The sequence below is a fragment of the Alphaproteobacteria bacterium genome (assembly GCA_017302575.1).
Taxonomy (GTDB): domain Bacteria; phylum Pseudomonadota; class Alphaproteobacteria; order Rickettsiales; family UBA3002; genus JAFLDD01.
Window position 1 is genome coordinate 1,625,620 of sequence record JAFLDD010000001.1, and the last position, 23,023, is coordinate 1,648,642.

Consider the following 23,023-nt stretch of genomic DNA (forward strand, 5'->3'; position numbering starts at 1 on the left):
TTGTTTATGCTGACAAAGAGGGCGCGTGTAAGTAAGCGTTGGGTTGCTCTAGTAAGCGTGTAAAAAGAACAGTGAGCATAATATGCCAGTCTGATCTAGTCTGTAAGTACCAGTGTAGTCCGAGAGTGTTGTAGAGTTTGCGCAGGTGCTCCAGAAGCGCGCAAATACTTTACCCTGACCAGGCATACCGTCATCCATTTTTGTGTCTATGTTCCATGCTTCGCTTGGTGTGAGTATGGCCGTAGACGGTTGAAAACCAGGGTTCTGAGCACCAAAGCGGAAATTATTACCATAATTATATGCATAAGTATCTGCACTGCCTGGGTTTGCTGGGTCGCTTGCGGTTCCCCAGCCAGCATTATTGAGGCGTGAGCGCGGAACATTGGTGCCAATAACGCTGTCCGCGCCTGCAACTGGTCCAGCTAATCCTGTGTAATTGCCTTCAATAAGTCCTGCCAGTGAGAGATGTCTCCAAAATTGTACGGTTTCTCCCGTTGTGCTCAAAGCAGTCGGATATTGTAAGGAGCCGCTACCATTTCCATTACATGTTCCGGGGGTTCCTGCTGTGCCAGTGTGCGCAGCACAGGCTGCATTGTCTTTAAGCCAAAATGCGGTGGCATTCGCCATGTCACCAGGTAATGCGAAGTATTTATCACGGAATGTATGGGTAGCCGCTTGATAGCGCTGAAATTCTGTAGTGATTGCGCGTAGCTCACTGGCGCGAATGAGAGACTGTCCTGCAAGTATGCCACCCGTAAGCAAACCGAGTATGACCAGCACGATAGAAAGCTCGACGAGTGAGAAACCCTTTTGCATGGACGGATTATAGAAATAAGCGTATGCTATTTCAACTTTACTTTTTGGCCTTTTTTCAGCTCACTCAGTGACTTAAGCTGGCCGCAGGCGGCCATGATGTCGTCGCCGCGTGTTTTGCGAATGGGGCTGGCAATACCGCCCGCAATGATGATGCGACCAAAGCTGTGAATGCGATTGTTGGATGAGCACTCATACGGCGCACCCGGCCATGGGTTGAAGGGAATGAGGTTCACCTTCGAGGGTATGCCTTTGAGTAGCTGCACCAGACGCTTTGCATCTTCGTCGGAATCATTCACGCCTTTGAGCATCACATATTCGAACATGATGCGGCGGTCTTTGACGATGCTGACATACTCACGGCAGGCATCGAGCAATTCCTCGATTGGGTATTTACGGTTGATGGGCACGATTTCATTACGTAACTCATTGGTAACGGCATGCAGCGAAATGGCGAGGTTCACGCCCGCATCTTTCGCAAGCGGAACGATTTTTGGCACGACGCCAGAGGTCGAGACCGTCACTTTGCGGCGCGAGAGATTCAGCCCCTCATGGTCGAGCAACACATTACATGCAGTGACCACATGATCGTAATTGAAGAGCGGCTCGCCCATGCCCATGAACACGATGTTGGAGAGGGCGCGGGCAGAGTCGGATGGTTTGTTCCAGTCTTTGAGACCGTCTTTGGCGACCAGCACCTGCGTGATGATTTCGGAAGCGGTAAGGTTACGCACCAAGCGCTGCGTGCCCGTGTGGCAGAAGGTGCAGGCGAGGGTGCAGCCCACTTGCGAGGAAACGCACAGCGTGCCTCGCTCCGCGTCGGGAATGAAAACGGTCTCGACCTCGTTACCATCGGCAAATTTGAGGAGCCATTTTTGTGTGGCGTCGAAGCTCACGGCGTTGCGTGCAATGCCGGCACGCTCGATGGTGAAGGCGTCAGCGAGTTTCTGCTGTACGTCTTTCTTGATGTTCGACATGGCGGAAAAGTCCGTCACGCCCTTTTGGTATAACCATTGCCAGATTTGTTTGGTGCGGAAGGCTTCAACGCCCAGTGGCTTGAGCGCCTCGGCGAGACTGTCACGTGTCATGCCAATCAGATTAGGCTTTACGCTCAATAACTCGGCGACGTTATCGGCCTTCTCGGCTTTTTTCTCAATCACAACGCTCATAGTGCTACCTTGTAGCCTTGCTCGGTCGTTACGATATCGAGAATCGATGAGCCAGCCTTCTGGCGCAGGCGGTATACATGCGTTTCCAGCGTGTGAGTATCCACGTCCTTCTCGTATGCCCAAACGGATTTAAGCAAGCTGTCGCGGCTTACTTCACTTGGCGCATGCTGCAGTAATTGCTGCAGCAACGCTGCCTCTTTCTCGGTGAGGCTGATAGGCGGTGTAGTGCCATGCGATAGCGTGCGCTGATTGGCATCAAAGCTCCAGCCTTCGCGTAATGCAAAAGGGGCGACAAGGTTGCGATGTAGGGCATTCGTAAGCGCTGCGAGTGTAACGGGCGTGGGGATAATAGCTGTTGCCTTTATGTCTTTTGGAACAGGCCCCAACACCAGCAATTGCCCAGCTTTGGGCAGCTCTTTGGGTGCATGGTGGCCGTCGATAATCCAGATGTCGGCTTTAGGCTCGACGCGAATATCAAGTACCGCACACCAACGCGTGAGGCTCTCGCGAATCGCTGCGCAGTCAGTAGCAAGTGCAATGGATGGATTATTCGCCATAGGGACTGCGTGGCGCACGTTCCAACTGTTTCAGCAACTTTTCGTGCTCTTCAACGAAGCTACGAATGGCAGCGTCACCGCTTGTCTCTTCGTCAGTAACAAAGCTTTTTACTTTGTCATTCGGGTTGTAGCGTGGTGTTGGCAATACGGACTCACGTGTCAGTTGTTGAATCATAACGGAAGTATCATTATGTGGCTTAGATGACTGCGTGGTCGAAAAAAGCACCACGTTAAGCGCTAAAACAATAAGCACCATGATGGTGCTGAATGCTGCGTCTTCCTGCCATGGCCTGTTGGCCGACTTGGCGGGCGTGGTCACCGCTTCAGGTGCATCAGGAGTTGGTTGTGTCGCAACGCGCTTCCACTGCGCAGGACGGCGCGCCACTTTCGGGTGTGCCGTGTTCAAATCCGTAGTCGCTGCGCGGGGCGCGAGTGGGGGCGGGGATAGATTGGCAAGCGCGTTCATAATCGCAGTAACATGCCATGAGTTGGCTGCTGACGCAAGGGTTAGACGCTTGACGAAATTCCCCCAAACGCTTAGATGAACCCCATGGCCAACGACTCCGCATCCGCGCTTATCACTTCATTTCATTACGCATCGCAGGCTGTGGAAATGATGCGTGCCCGCAATATCAGCCCTACGGCCAAGAACTATGCGGTATTTTATGCTTATGCTTCAGGCCAACCAGCCGAACTGGTGCGTGATATTAATAAGGCTATAGAGCAGCAATTGCCTCTGAGCGAAGATGCGCTTAGCAACCTCTACCATCAACATGTTGCTGAAGGACAATCACGCGTGGTGCAAGACACTACTGCCAGCACGCGCAAGCTTTTGTCGGACATGTTGCAGACCATGCTGCAGTTTACGGGCGCTACCCAAGAAGTGGGGCAGCAGGTGCAAGCGCGCGTGGCGAAATTGAGTGCTGCACCAAGCGAGGAAGAATTGCGCGCTATCGCAGGTGAGATTGTGGCAGGTGCGCAGAACTTGAAAGCCAGTGGTGACTCAGTCAGCGCGAAGCTTGCGGCATCCCAAAAAGAAATTATCAGCCTGCGTGAAAACCTTGCGAAAGCGACCAGCGAATCCGAGCGCGATTTCTTAACGGGTACGTATAACCGCAAGGCGTTTGATAAGCGGCTACTGGAATCGATGGGTGAGGCTAAAGAGAAGAATGCGTCGCTTGTGCTCATGATGTTGGACGTGGATCACTTCAAGAAATTTAACGACACGTATGGCCATTTGATTGGTGATGAAGTGCTGAAAATTGTGGCGAAGACTTTAACCGACTCAGTGAAAGGTATGGATACCGTTGCGCGCTATGGTGGCGAGGAATTTGCCGTGATCCTGCCTAAAACACCTATCGGGGGCGGTATGATTGTGGGCGATGCGATTCGCAAAGCCATCGCTAGCCGCGAGCTTAAGCGCAAGGATACAGGGGCTAATTACGGTCAAATCACCATTTCCGTGGGTGTGGCTGCTTATCGCCCTGATCAAGACACGCCTGATAGCCTTATCAAACGCGCGGATGAGGCGCTTTACCGCTCTAAGAACGCGGGTCGTAATCGCGTGACGCAAGAGCATCTTACCGAATAGGCGCTTGGTCATATGCTTGTTGGCGGGTTGAACGCTAACACTATGAAATAATTGAATTAACGCTGATGTCCTTTTGCTTGACTTTAGCAGGCCGCCTACTTAAAACACCCCCTCACCTTGGAATGGGTTCGTAGCTCAGGTGGTTAGAGCGCACGCCTGATAAGCGTGAGGTCGGAAGTTCAACTCTTCCCGGACCCACCATTCCAAAGCCACGCTAAGCGGGCACTTCCAGATTTCGATGATTGAGTGAGAGCAGTCCAAGATGGGCTGTGTTTACCGTGTGTTTACAAGTTGGAATCAAAAAGCGCTAATTAGTCTTCCTCAAAATAATCACTATCTATGTGCTTCACTTCATAAGCATGAGAGAGCGCGACGCCAATATTGTGCTTAACCATAAGATCTGTCAGTTTCTCGCCATCAATCAAAATCACCTTTTGGGGCACTTGCTTGGCATACGCAATCGCGGTGTTGATAAACCCGCTGGTGGTAATAAAGACCCCTTTATGTGCCTGCTGACCTGCCAGAGCTCCAACAAAACTTTGGATTTCTTTTCTTCCTACGGGTTGCTGCCAACGTTTGGCCTGAATATAGATAACATCTAAACCTAGGCGATCTTCATTGATGATACCGTCAATTCCTTCATCCCCCGAGGCTTTTGTAACTTGAGCAGCTTCTTCACGTGATCCGCCGTAGCCCATAGCAACCAACAAATCGACGACAAGATGTTCAAACTTGAAAGGGTCCATACTCTTTACTTGATCTAGCAATTCTTTTCTCAAAGTGGAGTTAAGCACCTGATAGGCTGTATCGATTCTTTCTTCAGGTGTTTCCGCCTTTGTGTTGGATATGCTTGTGGCATTCACGCCTTGCTTATCTACTGGTTCAGCCTTCTTAGCTCCTGATGCTTGCGCAAATTGCACAAATTGAGGGTACTGCATCAGGAAGTCGCGATCGATAGATTTAGGATTTTCAGCTGCAAGTTTTTTCCCAGCTTCTGTAATGACGTAGAGACCCTTCTTGGGACGATCAAGTAACCCAGCGCGGAACAAGTCATAACATGCCCAATTGGCACGATTATGCCAGCGCCGCTGAGTGCCGCTAGGGAGCAATTCATTGCGTTCTTCTTCGGTAAGTTGAAAGTGCTCGGCTAAAGCAGAAAAAATTTCTGAGATTTTGTGCAGTTTGTCATCTGCCGCAAAGAACTGAAGAGCGGGTGCTTTGATCTCATTAAACTCGGGAATTGCCATAGCGTGTTTCCTTATCATCTAACGTTGGTATTAAGCTGCCTCGGCCATACGGTGGATGAGGGAGTCCATCAAGTGGGTGTCGAGCGTTTGAGTGTATGTGATGTGCGCTTCGAGTTTGTCGCAGAGGGTCAGCCATCTTGCCGCGTACAATGATGCGACCATGGGTAAATGAGACTTCTTCTCGTACCTGTGTCTGCAGATCCCAGCCAGCTGCCTGAATGGCAGGTAGGATGTATTTGGTTTTGATATCCGCTTCCGTAAAATTTCCCACACCTATCTCCTTTGACCGCGGATATTAACGTAATCATATGAATAGGCTAATTCTTTAATTGTCGAGAACATCTGAATTTGTTGAATAATTGACCCCGGCCTCACGGCATGATTAAATCATTGTTGGAACAAGGCATTTGTCGAGTTCTGGGGCGTTAGAACCTCACGTTAAGCGGTTGGTACCAGCCGTAATGGTGCCTCTCCAACCTTATGGTCGGGGAGGCATTGGCGCATGTCCAGGCCTCACGGCTAAAGGCCAATGCGACCGTCTTAACGCGGTTTCTAAACTCCCCGGTCACCATCAGAAATGTTGGTGGCCGATCTACCTCAATAAGGGAGTTGGTCATGAAGAAACTGCTAATTTTACCTGTACTAATCGCCGGATGTGTCGGTCCTGATGCTTGGAATAAAGAACCGTGGCAGCGAGAAATATTTAACCAGTCTGCTAAAGAACTCGCCCATTGTGTTTCGGAGGCCCAAAGTGGCCGACCGATTTTTCATCGACCCGGTTCAGATACATACAGCATAGGGCAAGCTGCTCCCGGCACGAATAGCATACAAGAGATCAGTCGTGCCGACTTTCGCGATGTAGGGCAGGGGAAAACCGAGGTGTCTACTTACGGCGTAGCCTACATGTTCGGACCTATTCCCAACCACTCACTCGAAGTTGTCAGGACAGCCAAGCAGTGCGAAGGAGCGCGTTGATGTCAGAGGAGGTTCAGCCTATCACCATGCAAGATATAAAACGTACGCTACGGCGTCCTGCGTTCTGGATCTGTGTCGGGATGGTTGCCTTCATAGTTTATATGTTCCGCACCTATGACCATCCCAGCTCGCCAGCTCCAAAACAGGCCGAGCAAGTCACGTATTCATCTGAAATGCAGAAACTAGTCGATCAATTCGGTGCGCCACCAGAACAAACTGGTTCACGACACAGGTATATCCCGGTCGAGATATATCTTGAGCAGGTCATGAACGATCCCGGCAGTCTTGAGATGGAAGGCTGCGGGGAAGTGCGCCACACCAAACAGGGCTGGCTAGTAAGTTGCTCCTATCGCGGTAAGAACGCTTTCGGAGCAACCATACTAGACGGCGGATGGTTCACGATTCGATATGGCCAAGTAATAAAGGCGCAGCCGCTGAGTGCCTACCGTTAAAACATACTAAGTAAATTACTTCCGATAACACCCTATTATCGGAAGCACTTCTTGCTTAGATATGGCTGAATAGGCCTACTTGCTGCAAGTTAACCTATTACCATAATGCAGCCTAAGGTGTAAACATGCCGAGTACAGCCTCAACCAAGGTTGCTACTGGCGCAACAGCGTCTCCTTCTAAGAGAAAGCCACACTCAAGGTTGGTTTCTTTGGAACGATAAAGAAAATTGGCTGATCCCACATAGGCAGCGACACCATCCGCTAGAACGATCTTTGCATGAAAGGTCTCGGAAGGTTGCCCCGCGTGCTCACCAGCAAATCGATATGCATGACATCCAGTAATAGCTGCTCGCAACCGCTCGACTTGAGAGCATGCATCCAACTGTTCCATGTCCCGCACAACCAACTCTTTTCGTGGTGCCAGGGTGGCTTCGAATAGGTCGGTTGCCCATGCGGCACCAGCATTGTCAATGAAAGGGGTCATAATGACTAGTCTATCGCGTGCTCGACTCGCTAAATGGAGAAAGGCATCTTGGGTATCGGTTAACGTTGTAAAGGAGGCACCGGAAGCACGTTGGAGTTGCTCAGCAATACGGCTGGGCTCAGGTGGTAGGGTAACAACAAAGCGTGCGCGAGCTGAAGGAGCAATTAACGATTCTGTCATGACATCACCATTGGATCGAAGAAACCGATTAACGCTGAACTGTTCTGAGGCTCCCAGTTTGGTGCTGGACCACCGCGAAGTGCTGCGCGGGAAAGCAGTTGATTGCTGGTAATACAGGTAACTTCGGATACCATGATGCAAGCTGGGCATGCTCCGCCTCTGCTGTCGCAAAGAGACCCGGAGCCGCAACGTAGCAATCGTGAATCTAACATACGCCGCAAAAATTCTAAGTGATTGTTGCGCCACATAGCAGAAATATTGCCCAAATCTTGCGTCATACCTTTTCGATAAACGACAAAGGCTAGATCAGCCGGAAATATATATTCACCCAATCCATCACTATCCAAACCCGATACATCAGCCAATGCATGCATGACCTGATGCGCCATGCTATGAAGAAGTAAGTATGTGTAATCGGCCAAAAACCGCTGCGTACCACCTTGCCCTTCACGATTCTTGAAACGATCCAAGAACGGGCGGAAATCCTGGTAACTTTCTAAATAAGCTGCGCCGATTCCCTGATTCACAGGAACATTCGTGATGTCGTTAGCTACTAGCCAACGCCGAACCCGCTCCTCATTCAAACGGAAATAAAGCGCCTCATTCTTTTGTTGCGTGACATACACAGGATGTCGATTATTTGGTAGCCTTGGAAAAGCGTTTAACTTAACCGGCATAGCCACCGACCTATTATTAAATTCTCGTTGATATACTGGCGTCGACGAAACGCGAGAGAAACCAAAACTAAACTCACAAATGGGCAAGCCACGGATCAATGTCACTTGTTCGAATCCGATTCGATTCAGAAGCGATCCCGTATCTGACTGGTAGCGGGCCATAGCATCAGGGTTACCAACCGCATCACAAATCAACCGATCTGGCTGCATTACATCAACTGCTTCATGAGAAGTACGACGTTCTTGAATATGTTCCACACGGAATCGGTCATGCTCGATAGTTAGTCGAATGGGATCGTAGCGACGAGCCCATCCTTCGCGTTGCACAACTGCAGCGACAAGTGCTGGACTTTGGACCTGTCCGCGTTGAATAATTCCGTCACGGTACCAGCCTTCTCTAAGCTCAGCAGCTTCCTGACGCCGCTCGTCCGCACGTGCTGTTTGTCCGCGCTGCTGGGCGTTAGCTGCCAGCTGGAGAATTTCTCCGTACTCTTGCCATTCAGCTTCCCGACTTACTGCCTGCAGTGCCTCAACAATTTCGTTCTCTGAGGGTGAGGTAAATGCAAATCCATGAATTTCTGCCACACGCTGAAGAAGCTCATTCTGGCGTTGTGGCAACAGCAGCTCGACCACGCTTCGGTCACGAAACTCGATGAACGAACCTTTCTGAGGATAAAACGCGGCATTAGCGCGATAGGAAACTGGCAGCATATTCACTTCAATACGTTCAAAGTTTCGCCCACCACCTTGCTGCTCGCGCTCTAAGATGCCCAATGTTACAGGTTCTGGTTGCTTGAGATCACGCGTGTCGCCACAGCCTTCGCAAACGAATTGCCAGGTGGCGAAGATATTGCCCCTCCTTTTTAATTGGAAGTCTTGGCTTCCACACTGGCACTGTCTAATGCGGGTTACTACCTGCCGCGTCGTATCGTAGTTATACCGGTAAGGGCTTAGCGGTTCGAGTGCACCCGACCAATGGACATAAACTACATCAACCTGCGTCCAGCGTGCTTCATGGCCATGGCAATGTAACGGCAATGGTCTTCTACTTTGCTCCTCGATTGACTCATATTCTTGGAGATAATCACAATGGGCACACTGATAAAGCAAAGGATAGGGAACGTAACCCATGACGCCTGGATCGTTCAGCTGAAAATGCTGCATTCGATCCACCTCAACCTCGTATGTCCTTGGGTTATAGAAAACATCATCCAGCATCAGTTGCATGGGTACTGCATCAGGCGTGCGAATAGTTGATGCCCGCTGGAGCCAGTTCGATGCGATCTCTTTGATGCCGTCGAAAATTAATAATTGCGTTGCTTCTTCAATGGGCGGAGTGGCGCGATCAATAGGTACTGATCTGCAAATACCTTTTGCACCTTCCCAGGTGAATAGAACGCCTGGCGCATAAGTGGTCGCAAGCTGAACGCGAGAACGTGCCATTATAGGCGCTTTAGGCGGCGTGGTTTGAGTACCCGCGTATGGCCTTACTGTGTTTGTTGATCTGTTGCGCCAATTCTGGCGATTTGTTTGACTCGTCATGCCGCTTCCCCATCTTGTTCTGAGTCCGTTTCGGCAACCGTACCGCGCTGACTTCGTATGGCACGCATAATTTCGCCGACCTGATCCAAGTTAATCCGACTTTGACGCATTCCATCATAGGCACCTGCCGTGATAATACCTGCCTCGTCGACATCACGCAGCGATGTCATGGGAGGTCGAAATGGAGTACGAGAATCTTTCCAGAATTCACGCAATACTGTAGGAGTTAGGTTTTCACGTATACGTGTGCCAAATTTCATTACTTCTCCATCAATCAGGGAACGGTACAAATCGTCATAAACAGGTGCACCGTTATGGCTGGTTCCGCGACCAAAGAAACCAATGGATTGCAAAACAAAACCTCCCAAGTCATCAGCGAAATTAATCAACCCGCGCTGTGTCAGTGCTGTAAATGTAGAAGTCAAATCATAAGACTCCACTTGGCTTTTACGATCGTCTGTGGCGGCAACGAAAAGAGCGTTCTCTTTCAAAATTCCCCATGACTGCGTCACTGAAGCTAACACACGTCTGATGGCGTTTTCTGCCCAACGTTCAACCGCCGGAGGAGAGATCATACGCTCAAGAAACCGATGGAAAATATCATGCGTCTCAACCACGTAGCGATCACGGCGGCTTTGGGGTGTGGGGACTAAAATGACAAAACCGACATGCGTTCTACCAACACGACTAGAGGCTTGAATATATTCAGCAATATCGGAAGGCAGGCCCGCAAAGAACATGCTGTTGAAACGATCTACATCTACCCCATGACTAATGGCTGAGGTGGCTACAATATTGCGTATCTTTTCCACTACCTCTGTATAAGGTTGCCCAGGTGCTGCCCGTTCTGCCTGCTCCATAATTTCTTGGATTTCTTTGATATCAATGCCACCTGAGATCAACCGACTAATGAACCCATCCAACGGCTCATGCTCTGCACGATGTCGCTGGAGAACAGCAGTATCCAATGCATCCATAACTTGGTCACCGCCTTTTTTGTTGGTGACGTATGTTAGGGCAATGCGATGTAGGTCGATAAGAGCCATTATCTCATTTTCGCGCTGCTCACTGATCGCTCGCTCAATCGCCAATTGTCGCCATGATCCCGTAATGTCGGAACCTTGCATGCTGCGCAGTACTTCTATGGTTTGCATCCGCTGCTGCGGATCGAGCAAGCCTCGCCATATTTTAGTGATGATTGTGTGAAAAGCGCTGAGCACTGTGACCGCTGTCACAGTATGTGTAGCATCGTTGGTCATAACTGAAACGAATAAACGCATCCATGGTGCCGTTAATTCGGGGGATACGTGCAATGGTAGTTCATTTTCCAAAGCTATGCGTTCCGCGTTAATAGCCGGAGCATTAGCGGGACCGGCGAAAAACGATCGGTAAATATCGGGTCCCGGATATGGGAATCGTAATGCTCCTCGTTGGTAAAGAACTTCTAGCTGTCGTTCGGGATTGGAAATCGTCGCGGTTGCAGCAATGATCTTTGGCATGCGCGGCGTGATCCCGTCTGATCCTGTACAAGCCACAGACAGGTCCGATCCAGCAATTTGATTGATTTGCCGTAAGATTGATTCGAATAACGTATCGAATAAGCCGCTAAATGTTCCCAAGCTCTCTTCAAGCAAATGGGCCTCATCCTGGATAATTAGTGATGGGAATGGATCAAAGAATACACGTTGGCCAGCACGAAATGCGGGGAAGACAGGTTGATAGCCACCATTGCTCATATCCGCCAGTATGTTCGTAGTAGCTGTCGGCGAGTATAAGTGGCCTGTTGGCCCCATGCCGCGTGCCATGCCAAACATACCCATGACCTGTCGGATCGTCGACGGCGAATGGCCCAGCATTGCCATTTTATCAATGGTGCCAAGCACAATCGAAGGAGCACGAGCATAGATAGTGTCATCAGTCAGAAGAAATGGCAGAGGTGTAGGCTCATTATGACTACGATTGTATTCGCAGGTAGTATCAAAGCACACAATTCCGAGCCGTTTTGCCGTAGGCCCTCCCGCTTCGAAGCGTCGTAGGCCAGTAGCTGAACGGCAGACTGGGCATTCAGGAACTTTATTGTAGGCCAATTTAAATTCACAATAGCTTGCTGCGTTTTTGCGTTCTTCTTCGTTAAAACTAGGATCACTGGCTTCTAAGCGCGTATCATCAGGATGAGCAGCATCTTCTACACGTGGAACGACTGAGGGTTGCACAGATGTGTATCTATTAGGAGTATTAGTACTCCCCACCCAGAATCCAATTTCGAAGGGCCACGTGCCGAGATTCAGTTCCCGTCGTAGGATTTCGGCTTGTACGATCAATTTTAAAAGACGTTGACCCTGTTGTAGCGTCAAAAGTCGCAGTGGATAACGTACCATTGCGGTAACGCCGCGCTCCTTACCACGTAATCTGTCTAGAAACATCGCATAAACCAACGTTCCATAGAATGCTTCAGACTTTCCGCCGCCAGTTGGAAAGTAGAGTAAGCTTGCCTGTTCTTCATCGATAGCGGCATCATGGTAATTACTATATTCCTGCATTCGTGACGCAAACGTGGGAATATGTGCGAGAACGAAGGCCAGCTGGAAGAGTCTCCATCCACGCGTGGGGTTTCCTTTTTCACGGCGCAAAAAAGATTGGTTGGTATAAAGCCAAGCTCGGTAAGCAGTGGCACGTCGTTCCAACTCTTTACGTCGTTCAGGATGGCGCTCCGCAGTAAGTGCTCGGTAGGCTTGTTGCGATTCTTCCAAAAGACGGATACCGCGCTCAATATATTGAGCTTCTAAGCGTTGCCCTTGTAAGTCGGTTGTCAAGCGTCGGCTCTCTATATCGGCTTCTTCACGTTCCAGTCCTTCTCTGACAGCATCACGCAGACGTTCCTCTTCTTGAGCAACCCAGGCTTCATAATCGCGTGGCAATCTGAGAAGATCGCCAATGGACGTTGCCTCGTCTGCCAATTGCGAAAAGGCTACCGGCAGACCGGTAATGTCGCGCGGCATAATACGAGGTTGAACAAAACGCGGCGACCATGTGGTCTGCAATGTCAGCGCCTCTCCATGCACCTGATTGATAATGCCACAATTTAAGCCGATTGCATGGTAAGTAAGAAAATGCCTGAAACGATATGATGGTTCGACTCGATCCAAGCGCAGTGGCTGGTGTAGACTGGTTGGCAACCTAACTGAAAGCTGGGTGCAGAACACAGTTTCCGAACGATGGATGCTTTCTCTGCCTCCCAATTCAGCAGTGCGGTTGTCTAAGGTCACACGGATGGATGTTCTTGAAGGATCAATGTAGTCTACAAGCCGATCAATTTGTATGGTTAGTTGATCCAGCTTCGGTAGTAGTTGTGCAATCGGAACTGGTGTCAACGCAGCACGTGTTCTGTAATTAAGCCAGTCTTGCTCAGTCTGACCGTCAACCGGCTGAACCGGGATATTGCGCCAAGCTTCGTGTGCCCCTTGCGGCGATGCAAGCCAATCAGTAACCTGCTGCAATGCTACTTGCCGCATGCGCTGAGCATACTCACGAATTTGATCTTGCAATGTGGCTTCGTCAACTTCTTGCTGCCAAGTAAATATAGGTAACGTTAGATCGATCCTGCGCCATTTAGAAGGCGGATTGGCAGAATCGAGAAGTCCAAATGGAATGACACGGTTTCTCTGCAGCAACCGCCCCATTCTTAATCTTGCAGTCCCATCGGAATCGTTTGCTGCTGGCGGGCCATCTTGCGGTTGCTCACTTAATATCTCAGCAGGATTCTCTGCTTCGACGAGCCCGGTATCTTCCTGCTGAAGCAAAATGCCCTGTTCTCGATATGCTTCAACCGTCGCTTCTCTAGAAATTTCATTACGGCGTATGCGAACAGCTTGTTTTTGCTCAGGAGTTAATGTCGTCCATGCCGGATTGTTAACCCCTGCTGCTGTGAAGCGGTCTGTGCGAATCTGCTGGGTTCTGGCGTTAATATTTTGCTGAATTTGTCGCCGCAGTTTGAATTCGATATCAAGGCCAAGATTCTCATCCTGCAATTCCCGCCAATCTGGCAGGACACGCACATAAATAGAAAATTGCGGCGTAACGGTCAGTTCGGCGTTTCTACCGCTGGCTACTTGAAAATCCATTCCAATTGCGGCTATGCGAATATCAGAACTTTCATCGCTTTGTCCTGTTTGATCGAATCTTGGGAGTAGTTGTCCAGAAACAATCGAGCGTCGAGGCGATATACCATAAAGAATTTCTCCTTGCTCACCGCCTCCAGTAACCCGTTCGACCGTAAGATTAACCAGCGCATTGCACACGGCCTCTTTAAGTTCTTGATCGATACTACGTAACTGGCCTGTGTCCATTTCTAGCATGGCTTACCTTTATGTTCTTTCTTCAGACTGACAACGCTGACAAAATCTTCTGCTACTGCCTTTAAACGCCTTATATCACGTGCACGATCAGGGTGATCTGATTCAGCGGCGTACCCATCCACAAGAATGCTGCGATAAGCGTCGTGAAAGGCCATAGCTGCCCGCATGCGACCAGTGCGCTGTGCAATGACAGCCCAGGTCCAATAATGACGAGCCATTGTTTCCGAAACGGATAGAACCGACATAAATGCCAAGAACGTTTTGTAGTCTTGCGGGGCATGCGCAATAACGTCTTTAAGTGGAACTTCTTGCTGCTCTTGTAAGTCAACCCAATAACTAGCACGTTGCACTGAAACTTCAGGAAAATTCATCGTGCTGACCAGATATTCCAGCCGTTGCCTTACAGTATCGCCCGGCAAGGCATTAAATTTTTCGAGCACTAGTGAGTGATAGTCTCGAATTTCTTCAGCAGCCCTCACTGTAATGTTAAGCAACGGACGAGCCATTTCCAAGAACGCGTCACCAATAACACAGACATGCTCTCCTGGTTCAATGTGCCTTGCTTCGACTTCTCTGAATGTCGTTAACGCTTGTGATTTGTCATGGATCACAATCTTTGTTTTGGGCCTCGCGAGAATCTTCTGCCCACTCTCAAATACCAATTCAACAACTACTTGGTCAGATGCCGTGTTGCCAACAAGGTCTATGTGCTGATTGATAGGAAAATCGATGTCGTCGATCAATTCGACCTGTGGGTCAAAGACAAGCGATCGATTCGAGTTACGAAGAAGAGAGTCAAAAACTTGCGACGCAAATTGTTCCATTCGCGCTTTGATGGCTTCAAAAGCAGGAAACGCAGCAATACGATGCGCATCCTGAGCAGCGCTTTCCAACATATCGTTATCAGCCAAGATAATGATATTTTCTGGCAACCACGCTCTTGCCATTAAAGAAAGCAGTGTAGAGCGAGTCGGTGCAACAATTATGAGTGTTTTAATATAGTTGCGTTCCGCTTGTGCCAAGCCTTCCAGGTCATCAAATCCGGCACGATCAAGAAACAGAAGCATCCTTTTTTCAAGGCGTCGACCTATGTCTCCACCAATCTTTTCATCGTTACAGAGTGTGTGTTCAGCAAAGTCAGCAATCATATCCTTGCGAAAGATAACTGCTGTACGTGAACTGGTCCGTAGGAAGCGCTCAAGCACATCTCTTAGTAGGCCCGCCATCGGCGTAATACGCGTAGAATTTTCCCAAATGTTGGTAATTTCTTCGCACAGTTTCGTGGATTCTTGACGTTCAAGCTGTGTCCAAGCTTCCTGAGAGTCTTGGATTTCTCTTACTAAAGCAGCCGGATGGTAAATAGTCATCAGGTCAGCCGCCGCCTGAGCCCCGATTTCTTTGCTTATGTAATTGCTTAACTGAAGCTGGGAACCTGGAAGTGACATGCAGCGACGTAAAATAATGCTCAGCTGTGTTAACCGATCTGCGTTTATCTTGTCGCCAAGTTTAAGAGCCTTCCGACGCGCTTCGCGAATATATTGCACGGCTGCTTGGGTGTTGCCGCCAAAACCGTAAACCTCGCACTTCTCAACGCAAGCATATGCGGGGGTAGTAGACTGCGGGGGTAATATGATATCTGGCTGATCCGCCAAGATAACGGATGAAGAAGATGGCTGTCTACTTTGCTTCGATCCCTTCTGCAATATACGGAATCGTAACTGGTCAAATGTCCAAGGGTCTTCCGTTAACGCAACGATCGGTAGTCCTTCGCAACTATTCTCAAGAGCATTCACAAAATCCCTGACATGCGTAGCCCAATCCTGCCCTAACCGATTACGGCCAGAGTGGGTCATATCAAGAAATACTACGTCAAGGGTCGCCAGAAGGTCTTTTTTTGGTAGTGGATCGGGAGCCCGTTGTTCAAACAGGTAAAATTTGGCCTGTGTATGAATGTCCGCTGCATACGTCCTACTAATTTTTTTTAGATCAGTCTTATTAGCTGTCTTCCATAGAAGCGATAGTTGCCCGCTCCCACTCCGAAACGAACCGGACGGTAACAGTTCATCGAGGCATGGGCTGCAAGATTCTGGATAACCTGCCTCTTCAACAGATTGGTTGGGTAATTTACTCACTCGCGCTATTGTTTTATGATAGTCTGCAAATGCCGGATGATCGTCAGCCTCCATCCCACGAATTTGATGTTTGGTATGAACCGACGCTAGGTGATTTTTTTCGATGTAGATATGTCGTAAAGGATAACGCATCGTTCTTGCGTAGGGATAAACCAGAGCTCGGAGACCATGAGGTGCAGCAAAACTATCGTGCTGCCCATGCTTTACCCGTTCGGCAGCTTCGCAATCTGCCATAGCAAGTAATGCTGTAACCGCAGCAGCTGATGGTTCACAATTTGGCCAACATAGAACAGCTTCACGGCGTTGTTCGTTGATTGCTTCTATAGCAATATCCGCCAAGCTGGCATATGTGTGAGAAACGGTTAATTTCTCTTTTTGCCCTGGGCGCAGAAACGGAATGCCTTTCAAAGCAGCCTTGTGACGTTCTCTATTTCGTATAGGTCGTGCTTTTTGCAGTTCTTCTTTTAATCGTTGCTCTTCAACACGCTTAGCTGCTGCTTCATGGTAAATATTCAATGTCGCTTTTTTTGCGACTTGTGCTTGCTCGCGGCGTGTTGACCATGGCTGCGATGTGGATTTTGCCATTATGCCACCGCCGTCGACAGCGCAAGTTGCTGTGAGGAAATGGAATAGGCTTTCAAGACTGCTTTTTCACCATCATTTATAGTCGAAAGGGCTACAGCCAGGGAGTCCGGAGAAGGTAAATCTAAGCTACGCAGTAATGAAACGGATATACTTGCGGTACCAGACAGAGGGCGATAGCGAGCGTCAACAGCTGCTGAGTTAAGCAGTATGCAGAGATTGTCCAAAGTTTTAATATCAGGCGCGGTTATAACAATGGTGTGATTCTCTGTTATAAAACCTCCCCATTTTCTTAAAATGGAAGGCGAAATACGGGCCGCTATCAGTCGTCTCAATTGAGAATTATTTGTAGTTCGTTGAATAATGATCGCGTTAGAACGGATGATCGCGGAATTCTTTGTTGTTGGAAATTTTACGAAATCTATTCCTCGACGTTTCTTCGCTTTAGGCATGCAAAATTTACCAACCTTAATATTCTGTGCCCAGATCAATGGTACTGTCGATTTACTCCGTGTACTCTTGACCATCCGATCCTGCTCACGATTCCATACGAAATAACCAGAGCGGACGGTTGCACCATAGTCAGCAAGCGTAGCGCCACCAACTGCCAGGCCAGCAGTACCTGCTGGAAGACTCCATGGATCACTAGGTGCCTTCGGCAATTTAGTCGCCGCATCGGCTTTGAAAGTTTTTAGTCCGGGGAAGCTACCAAACACAACATTTGCATCCGGAGCATGAGACACGCCTGCACGCGCTATAATTACAGATATGTCTTGATCCACTTCCGCGAAAACATTTTGTCGATCAAGCACGGAACCTACGATGAGGATTTCACCTTGTTCTCGCATGTAACTCCGCAATAGATTGTAAAGCGGTCCTGCAATAAAACTTGAAGGCAGTACCAGACCAACGAGACCGCCTGGCTTCACTAAGCGGAAGCAGAGTTCTGTAAAAAGCGCATACTTATTGATATGGCCTGGATGGCAGACCTTTTTCCATGCCTTGCCAGATATCTCATTTTGCGAGAGTCGACCATAAGGTGGATTAGCAAGCACCAAATCGAATGAACCTAATGTGCGTCTAGTTAAGGAGTTGCCCACGGATACTACTGCTCCAGACTCTATCGAACCACCAATTCGATCTGAAATCAGAGTTTCGGATAACCTCGCCAAACCAACATCTATCTCTATACCCTGCAAGCGTTCAGCAATGCTCTCAGACGTTGCTCCTTTAAGTCGCATAGCGGCGGCGAGCGTGGAAAGAAATGCTGCTCCTCCCGCTGCCGGATCAATTGCTGAATGCTTCAGCAGATCGAATCCTTCCTTCAATAGTAATGACACCACTGACTGAGCAAGATGAGGGGGTGTGAAGTATGTCGCTTGTTCTCGCCGCTTGGCTGCCGACAGCAGTAAGGCATAAAAGGTACCAACCCAATAATGCTGTTCATCAATATTTAACGCAAAGATTTGCTCTGATAACAGCCTTAGGCGTTCTTCTTTTATTTGTCCTGTCAGCAGCTGATTGCACAGTTTAAGCCGTAGCGTTGGCGTTGATGTTTCTTCGCGTAAACTGCTAGCTATGCGTCGCGCAAGAACCAGCAGGTCGCCATTAACAGCACTCCCCTGAGATGGAAGATCTGCGTTCTTCGCCATTGCTTACCCGTGTGTTTGGTCTTGTTGTTCTACCTAGACTTGTAATATGCAAAAATCTCGATGAGCAAAAGGCAATAAATCTTTTAAGGGGGCTAATTCTAGCAACCGACTGAATTGGCAATATTTTTAGAAATCTCGAAAGAATGTTGGTGGGGGGGAAGGATTTGAACTTTCGAACGCTTACTCGTTCAAGTGAAGGCTTCACTCAGCGTTTCCAATGCATCCTGTCCGCCGCGTACCGCATGCGTGTAGTACGATAACGTGACCGCAGGGTTGGAATGACCAGCGATCTTAGCAACTAATCCAACTTCTACGCCGCGTTCTTGCAGTGTCGAAATGAAGCTGTGACGGGCGCTATGCGGAGTGACGTAGGGGATACTTAATGCCGCCAGCCGCTTGAAGGCCGGAGCCCAGACGCGTTTGCGGAAGTTGACATAGAGCATCGGATTGCCGCCAAGCTGAGGGCAGGGCCATTGGTTCTTCTTTCCATATCCTGGGAATACCAATTTGAGTTCACCATCCTTGCGTGGGCAGCGCTTCTTCCAGCCCAGCAACGCTTCGCGCAGATCACTCCATAGAGGTATCTCACGCATACCAGCCTCTGTCTTGGTAAAGTTGGTAACGGCGCCATCGCGTTCAATCATTCGTCGGATTGTGATGAAGCCACGCTCGAAATCCACGTCCTCCCAATGTAGGGCCAGTTGTTCAGAGGGCCGAGTACCAGCCATGAAGGGGAAGGCGTAGTAGATACCCCACCGCTGGTCTTTCTTGGCCTCGCGTAGTAGCAAAGCGATTTGCCCCGGTGATAATATAGCTTTCTTCTCCTTGCGCTTGCCCCGCCCTAGACGCGCAGGCATGACTGGTGGTCGCAAATTGTAATCCTCTGCTGCTAAGCCAAGAATGGTTTTCAGCCGCTGCATTGAACGGCGTGCCGAATAGCTGCCGACCATTTCGGATAATTGACGATGCCATGCACGAATGTCTGCTGTAGTTAGTTCACTGATTTTGATATCGCCCAGCATGGGGACGAGCTGACAGTCGGGTGGAATTTTACCCGTTAATTTGTGTGCCATCCGTTGTTTCGGCGTCCCGCTGAGCAACGGGCCGACGATATAATTCAGGTAACAGCCGTACCCGCGCAACGTCATTCGCTTTATCTCCATGCTGCGATTCTTGATCCAGTAATCGTAGGCTTCGGCAACCGTCAAATTTTGCTTCTCGTTCGAGAAAATACCTTGATCGAGATCGACGAGGATTTGGCGCTGCGCCGCTTGAGCCTCTTTCTGGCGCTCGTAGAATTGCTGCACACGCTTCCCAGTCTTTGGGTTGCGGTAATTGACGACGTAACGGTCATATTCCTTGACCGATCCGTCATTTAGTTTTCGCCGCTGATGGCGTTTGGTGATGTTAACTTGAATGCGCATTGTTTAAGCTTTCGTTAGGTTAGCCGGTCTTGCGACCTCAGGCTCTTTAGGAAATCACGCCGAATATATTGCGCACAATATTCTGATTGTGCGGTGCAAACGCGGGTGCAAACGAGATGGGTCTGAAGCCCGAAAAACCGCGTCCGTCTTGACCTGGCCTCACGCCTAACGAGGGAGGAGTCACTACTTCGAATTGTTCGCTCGTCATAAAGTACCTTTCTGAGTGAAATCACTTGGCACAATAAACCTGTGGCGCTTGATATACATTTCGTGGCGATTAGCGTGATCGCAGCGGCATCTTTCAAGTGCCCTGCCGATAAACATGGTGACGATAGTGATGCTGGTGATGCCTTGAAAGCCACTCTTCGTTGTATGCAAGCCAACGAACAGAACACGACAACTAGACGTGGTGCAACACGCCCTCTTTTTCTTCGAGAGGTGTGCATGAGCGTCACTGTCGTCACGGGCATCACTCGCCTTGTAAAGCGCGGCTCGTGATGCTGCTGCTGGCGATTCTTCAGCGTCACTGTCGTCACATCACCATTTACTCTTGGCATTCTTTTCCCCCCTTACTTTGCAGGCCTCTTCGAATGTACCTTCTTCGGACAACCAGATGCGGATATACCTGCCATCTCGCTTTTTCTCTCCGAACTCGACCATGATGCCAGTTTTCTCAAGAGCTGGCCGAAGGCGGTCTAATGAGCGCGAAAGATGTGCAGAAGTTGCTGGAAAATCCCAATCACCGCGTCCCTGCTGATGATCTAGGCTATCAAACAAGTCTCCAACAGTGCCTTCGTAAGCGTTACGTTCCACAGTTTTAGCAAGAGCTACGGCTAGCGAATTGTTGGCCATGCGCTCTACCGTCACGTCATGCTGGCTAGACTCCAGAGCTTGAAGCAAGGTATCTTCTGGCACTCCCAAGGCAGGTTCTGCCGCTACGATCCATTTCGCTGCATCTGCCATACGAACGCTGGTAGGGGCGATGACATCGTTGAACTTATCTACCGCACAGGCGATGATATCAAACAACGCACCTAAAATGCATGGCCGCAACTCGTGAAATTGCTGCAAGATTTCTTCTTCGGTCTTACGTTGGCCTTCTGGCATGGTGGGCAATCTGATCGACACAGATCGTTCCAGTAGATCAGGCCGGTTTGCGATGCCGGTAATACCATTGAGAATGTAAGGACGACACTCGTTGAAGATTTGAGATTCATCATCGGTATATAATTTGCGTACCGAGAAGCCACCTCCAGTCGAAAGACTACATAAAGCATCCGATAGGCTACCTCTCATGCCAGATACGTTGTCAAAGACGAGCAGGTAGTTATCCTTGGCCTGTATCATCAGATCGCGTTCGTTATCAGGTAGGCGGAGCTTGGGTGCTTGACTAGGATCAATCAACAATTTTAATAATAAACACAGGAAGCTTTTGCCGCTGCCTTGTTCACCCTCGGTTAGGAGAAGCAGATATGGTCCCTCAGGTTTTAAGCAGTTAATGATGAATGTAAGTACCCGATAGAAGGTTTGGTTGCTAAGGCCGAGGAGTGTTTGCAGTGTTTTCAAGTCGCCGCCCGCTTCCGGAACAGGGAGTGCATCCATCGCAGCGGATTTTACAAACATAACCGGCGAATCTGTTGTAACCCGATAGCCTTCCCGTGTGATGATGACCACTTGTCCCGCATCATTCGCCAGATTGACGACAACAGATTCTTCATGGCGAGCCGTGCGAAGGAAAACCTGCTTCTTTGGCCCTTCAAATAATGCCTTCGCATGAAGCGTGTCGAGTGTCTCGCTGAAGGCTTGGGTTGGGATGGCAGCCTGCCGATGTTGATAGTAGGTCTTTTTTAACCATAATCGTGCAGCCGTAGAGGAAAGGGGGTAAGTGATTCTACCTTTTTCCTTCTCTTTAATCGAAATAAACGTACGGCTGAATGAGTCGTGAAATAGTTCTACGCCCTCCATCTCTTCGATTAAGCCGAGTAGAATCCCAGATACTGATTGTTTGGTATTGTTCTTTACACCTCGTTCATCGAATTTCTTTGCGATTGCGCCTTCCATTGCCGCATCAATTTCTTCCAGTGCGTTCCCCTCATACCCAGCAGGCAACCCACTGGCGATGAGTTGTTTTACGAAATCGCGATCTTTTGTATGCGCTACGATTTGTGCGATGAATTTGATATTAGAGTCGTGAGTGTCGTGGCCCTTGAAATATTCCGGGTAATGTTCGCTCTCAAAGCATGTTTTGATCAGCTTTATAGAAATTGAGGGTATCATCTTATTCTCCGATCAGAGGGAGTTGATTGAAGTCCATCTCGTGGAGCGGTGTACCTATCCAGCGGTAAGGCTGCTCAATGTCCGGATGGATGCTGGGTGGAATGACACAGAGTGTTCTTTGTAACAGAAATTCAGCCACTTGACCGAAGGCAGCATTCTGTTCACCTTTGACCTTATATTTCACCTTGGCTTCGAGCGGGGTGAAACGAACGAAATACACTGCACCTTTTTTACCGACACGTCCGCACGATGGGTTGCCCAGCAATGCTCGCCCTAAAGGTACATATTGATCGTGGTCAATATCCAGTGCGCCTAACAAGGTGCCATCTGGTAGCGGAGTGCCCATTAGCAGACCAATATTGTAATGCCCGTATTGCGCATCCCATTTCTCTACCGTTCCCGGCGGTAATTCCGAGTCCGGAAGTTGCCACCCTCTTTCTTTACAGGCTTTGCCGAGCAACTTGCCCGTTCTGCTATCTGCGCCGGGATATTTTAGTGGTCTTGGCGAGAGACCGAGGTCACGATAGATTTTTGCCCATGTGCCGAAGGGCCTAGTAGAATCTGTCATGGCCTATTCCTCTATGCCCATAGCCTTGAACACGTCGCAGATGCGAACGAGTTTCCGGCCATTTTGTAATGTTGAAAATTTTACCAATCCGTCTTTTACTGCACGCTGCAGTTTGGGATAGGTGATATCGGGTGAACCGATTGCATCAACGACTGCTTGGATGCACATCGGGCGTTTTTCGAGGGGTAGTCTTTCTATGGAAGTTTGTTCCGGTGTTGGGGACTCCGGCAATTCTGATACAGCTAAACGCATGATAAATTCCTTTTATGAAGGAGCACATGCGCTGACGAATTCCTGAAAGACGGACAAGCGCATGTGAACCTGGTTAAGTAGGTGATGCGCTTTT

Annotated in this window: 18 protein-coding genes and 1 tRNA gene; 4 read left to right on the top strand and 15 right to left on the bottom strand. The window is 49.2% G+C overall.

Features of this window, described 5'->3' with window-relative positions:
- Positions 1 to 48: 48 nt before the first annotated feature.
- From J0M34_08260 to J0M34_08275, 4 genes are read right to left on the bottom strand one after another with little or no spacing between them, the layout of a single operon-like run.
- Positions 49 to 816: a prepilin-type N-terminal cleavage/methylation domain-containing protein gene (locus J0M34_08260; GenBank protein ID MBN8544241.1), complete on the bottom strand. Its 768-nt coding sequence runs from the start codon at positions 814 to 816 to the stop codon at positions 49 to 51.
- A 26-nt stretch (positions 817 to 842) separates the two neighbouring features.
- The gene (gene rlmN, locus J0M34_08265) at positions 843 to 1,982 is read right to left on the bottom strand and encodes a 23S rRNA (adenine(2503)-C(2))-methyltransferase RlmN (GenBank protein MBN8544242.1); all 1,140 of its coding nucleotides are present in this window, start codon (positions 1,980 to 1,982) and stop codon (positions 843 to 845) included.
- Positions 1,979 to 2,539, bottom strand: a complete 561-nt coding sequence (locus tag J0M34_08270) for a winged helix-turn-helix domain-containing protein (GenBank protein MBN8544243.1) — start codon at positions 2,537 to 2,539, stop codon at positions 1,979 to 1,981. The genes rlmN and J0M34_08270 overlap by 4 nt, the downstream gene beginning before the upstream one ends.
- Positions 2,529 to 3,005: a hypothetical protein gene (locus tag J0M34_08275; GenBank protein ID MBN8544244.1), complete on the bottom strand. Its 477-nt coding sequence runs from the start codon at positions 3,003 to 3,005 to the stop codon at positions 2,529 to 2,531. The genes J0M34_08270 and J0M34_08275 overlap by 11 nt, the downstream gene beginning before the upstream one ends.
- Positions 3,006 to 3,089: 84 nt before the next feature.
- Between J0M34_08275 and J0M34_08280 the strand changes: the two genes are divergently transcribed.
- Both J0M34_08280 and J0M34_08285 read left to right on the top strand, forming a co-directional pair.
- Positions 3,090 to 4,130, top strand: a complete 1,041-nt coding sequence (locus J0M34_08280) for a GGDEF domain-containing protein (protein ID MBN8544245.1) — start codon at positions 3,090 to 3,092, stop codon at positions 4,128 to 4,130.
- Positions 4,131 to 4,254: 124 nt separating this feature from the next.
- Positions 4,255 to 4,331 (top strand) — tRNA-Ile (locus J0M34_08285).
- Between the two features lie 110 nt (positions 4,332 to 4,441).
- On the opposite strand, the gene J0M34_08290 is transcribed toward J0M34_08285, so the two are convergent.
- Entirely contained in the window at positions 4,442 to 5,377 is a 936-nt protein-coding gene (locus J0M34_08290; GenBank protein MBN8544246.1) for a restriction endonuclease, read from the bottom strand.
- A 615-nt stretch (positions 5,378 to 5,992) separates the two neighbouring features.
- Here J0M34_08290 and J0M34_08295 point away from each other — a divergent pair.
- Both J0M34_08295 and J0M34_08300 read left to right on the top strand, forming a co-directional pair.
- A complete protein-coding gene (locus J0M34_08295) occupies positions 5,993 to 6,352 on the top strand; it encodes a hypothetical protein (protein MBN8544247.1) in 360 nt (119 codons plus the stop codon).
- A complete protein-coding gene (locus tag J0M34_08300) occupies positions 6,352 to 6,804 on the top strand; it encodes a hypothetical protein (GenBank protein MBN8544248.1) in 453 nt (150 codons plus the stop codon). Before J0M34_08295 ends, J0M34_08300 begins: the two co-directional genes overlap by 1 nt.
- Before the next feature lie 112 nt (positions 6,805 to 6,916).
- On the opposite strand, the gene J0M34_08305 is transcribed toward J0M34_08300, so the two are convergent.
- The 10 genes from J0M34_08305 to J0M34_08350 form a co-directional block, all read right to left on the bottom strand.
- Positions 6,917 to 7,468, bottom strand: coding sequence for a hypothetical protein (locus J0M34_08305; protein ID MBN8544249.1), 552 nt, complete (start codon positions 7,466 to 7,468; stop codon positions 6,917 to 6,919).
- Positions 7,465 to 9,588 (bottom strand): hypothetical protein, encoded by a 2,124-nt coding sequence (locus J0M34_08310; GenBank protein MBN8544250.1) that lies wholly within the window; start codon positions 9,586 to 9,588, stop codon positions 7,465 to 7,467. Before J0M34_08310 ends, J0M34_08305 begins: the two co-directional genes overlap by 4 nt.
- Positions 9,589 to 9,683: 95 nt before the next feature.
- Positions 9,684 to 14,042 carry a DEAD/DEAH box helicase gene (locus J0M34_08315; protein ID MBN8544251.1) on the bottom strand — a complete coding sequence of 1,453 codons (4,359 nt, stop codon included), beginning with the start codon at positions 14,040 to 14,042 and terminating at the stop codon, positions 9,684 to 9,686.
- Positions 14,036 to 16,759, bottom strand: a complete 2,724-nt coding sequence (locus tag J0M34_08320) for a hypothetical protein (protein MBN8544252.1) — start codon at positions 16,757 to 16,759, stop codon at positions 14,036 to 14,038. Before J0M34_08320 ends, J0M34_08315 begins: the two co-directional genes overlap by 7 nt.
- Positions 16,759 to 18,408 carry an N-6 DNA methylase gene (locus tag J0M34_08325; protein MBN8544253.1) on the bottom strand — a complete coding sequence of 550 codons (1,650 nt, stop codon included), beginning with the start codon at positions 18,406 to 18,408 and terminating at the stop codon, positions 16,759 to 16,761. The genes J0M34_08320 and J0M34_08325 overlap by 1 nt, the downstream gene beginning before the upstream one ends.
- Positions 18,409 to 18,596: 188 nt before the next feature.
- Positions 18,597 to 19,832: a site-specific integrase gene (locus J0M34_08330; GenBank protein MBN8544254.1), complete on the bottom strand. Its 1,236-nt coding sequence runs from the start codon at positions 19,830 to 19,832 to the stop codon at positions 18,597 to 18,599.
- Positions 19,833 to 19,878: 46 nt separating this feature from the next.
- Positions 19,879 to 20,040 carry a hypothetical protein gene (locus J0M34_08335; GenBank protein ID MBN8544255.1) on the bottom strand — a complete coding sequence of 54 codons (162 nt, stop codon included), beginning with the start codon at positions 20,038 to 20,040 and terminating at the stop codon, positions 19,879 to 19,881.
- Positions 20,041 to 20,369: 329 nt separating this feature from the next.
- Complete coding sequence (locus J0M34_08340; protein ID MBN8544256.1) at positions 20,370 to 22,109, bottom strand: hypothetical protein; 1,740 nt, start codon at positions 22,107 to 22,109, stop codon at positions 20,370 to 20,372.
- A 1-nt stretch (position 22,110) separates the two neighbouring features.
- On the bottom strand, positions 22,111 to 22,677 hold the full coding sequence (locus J0M34_08345) for a bifunctional DNA primase/polymerase (protein ID MBN8544257.1): 567 nt from the start codon (positions 22,675 to 22,677) through the stop codon (positions 22,111 to 22,113).
- A gap of 3 nt (positions 22,678 to 22,680) precedes the next feature.
- Positions 22,681 to 22,929, bottom strand: a complete 249-nt coding sequence (locus J0M34_08350) for a hypothetical protein (GenBank protein MBN8544258.1) — start codon at positions 22,927 to 22,929, stop codon at positions 22,681 to 22,683.
- Between the last annotated feature and the right edge of the window lie 94 nt (positions 22,930 to 23,023).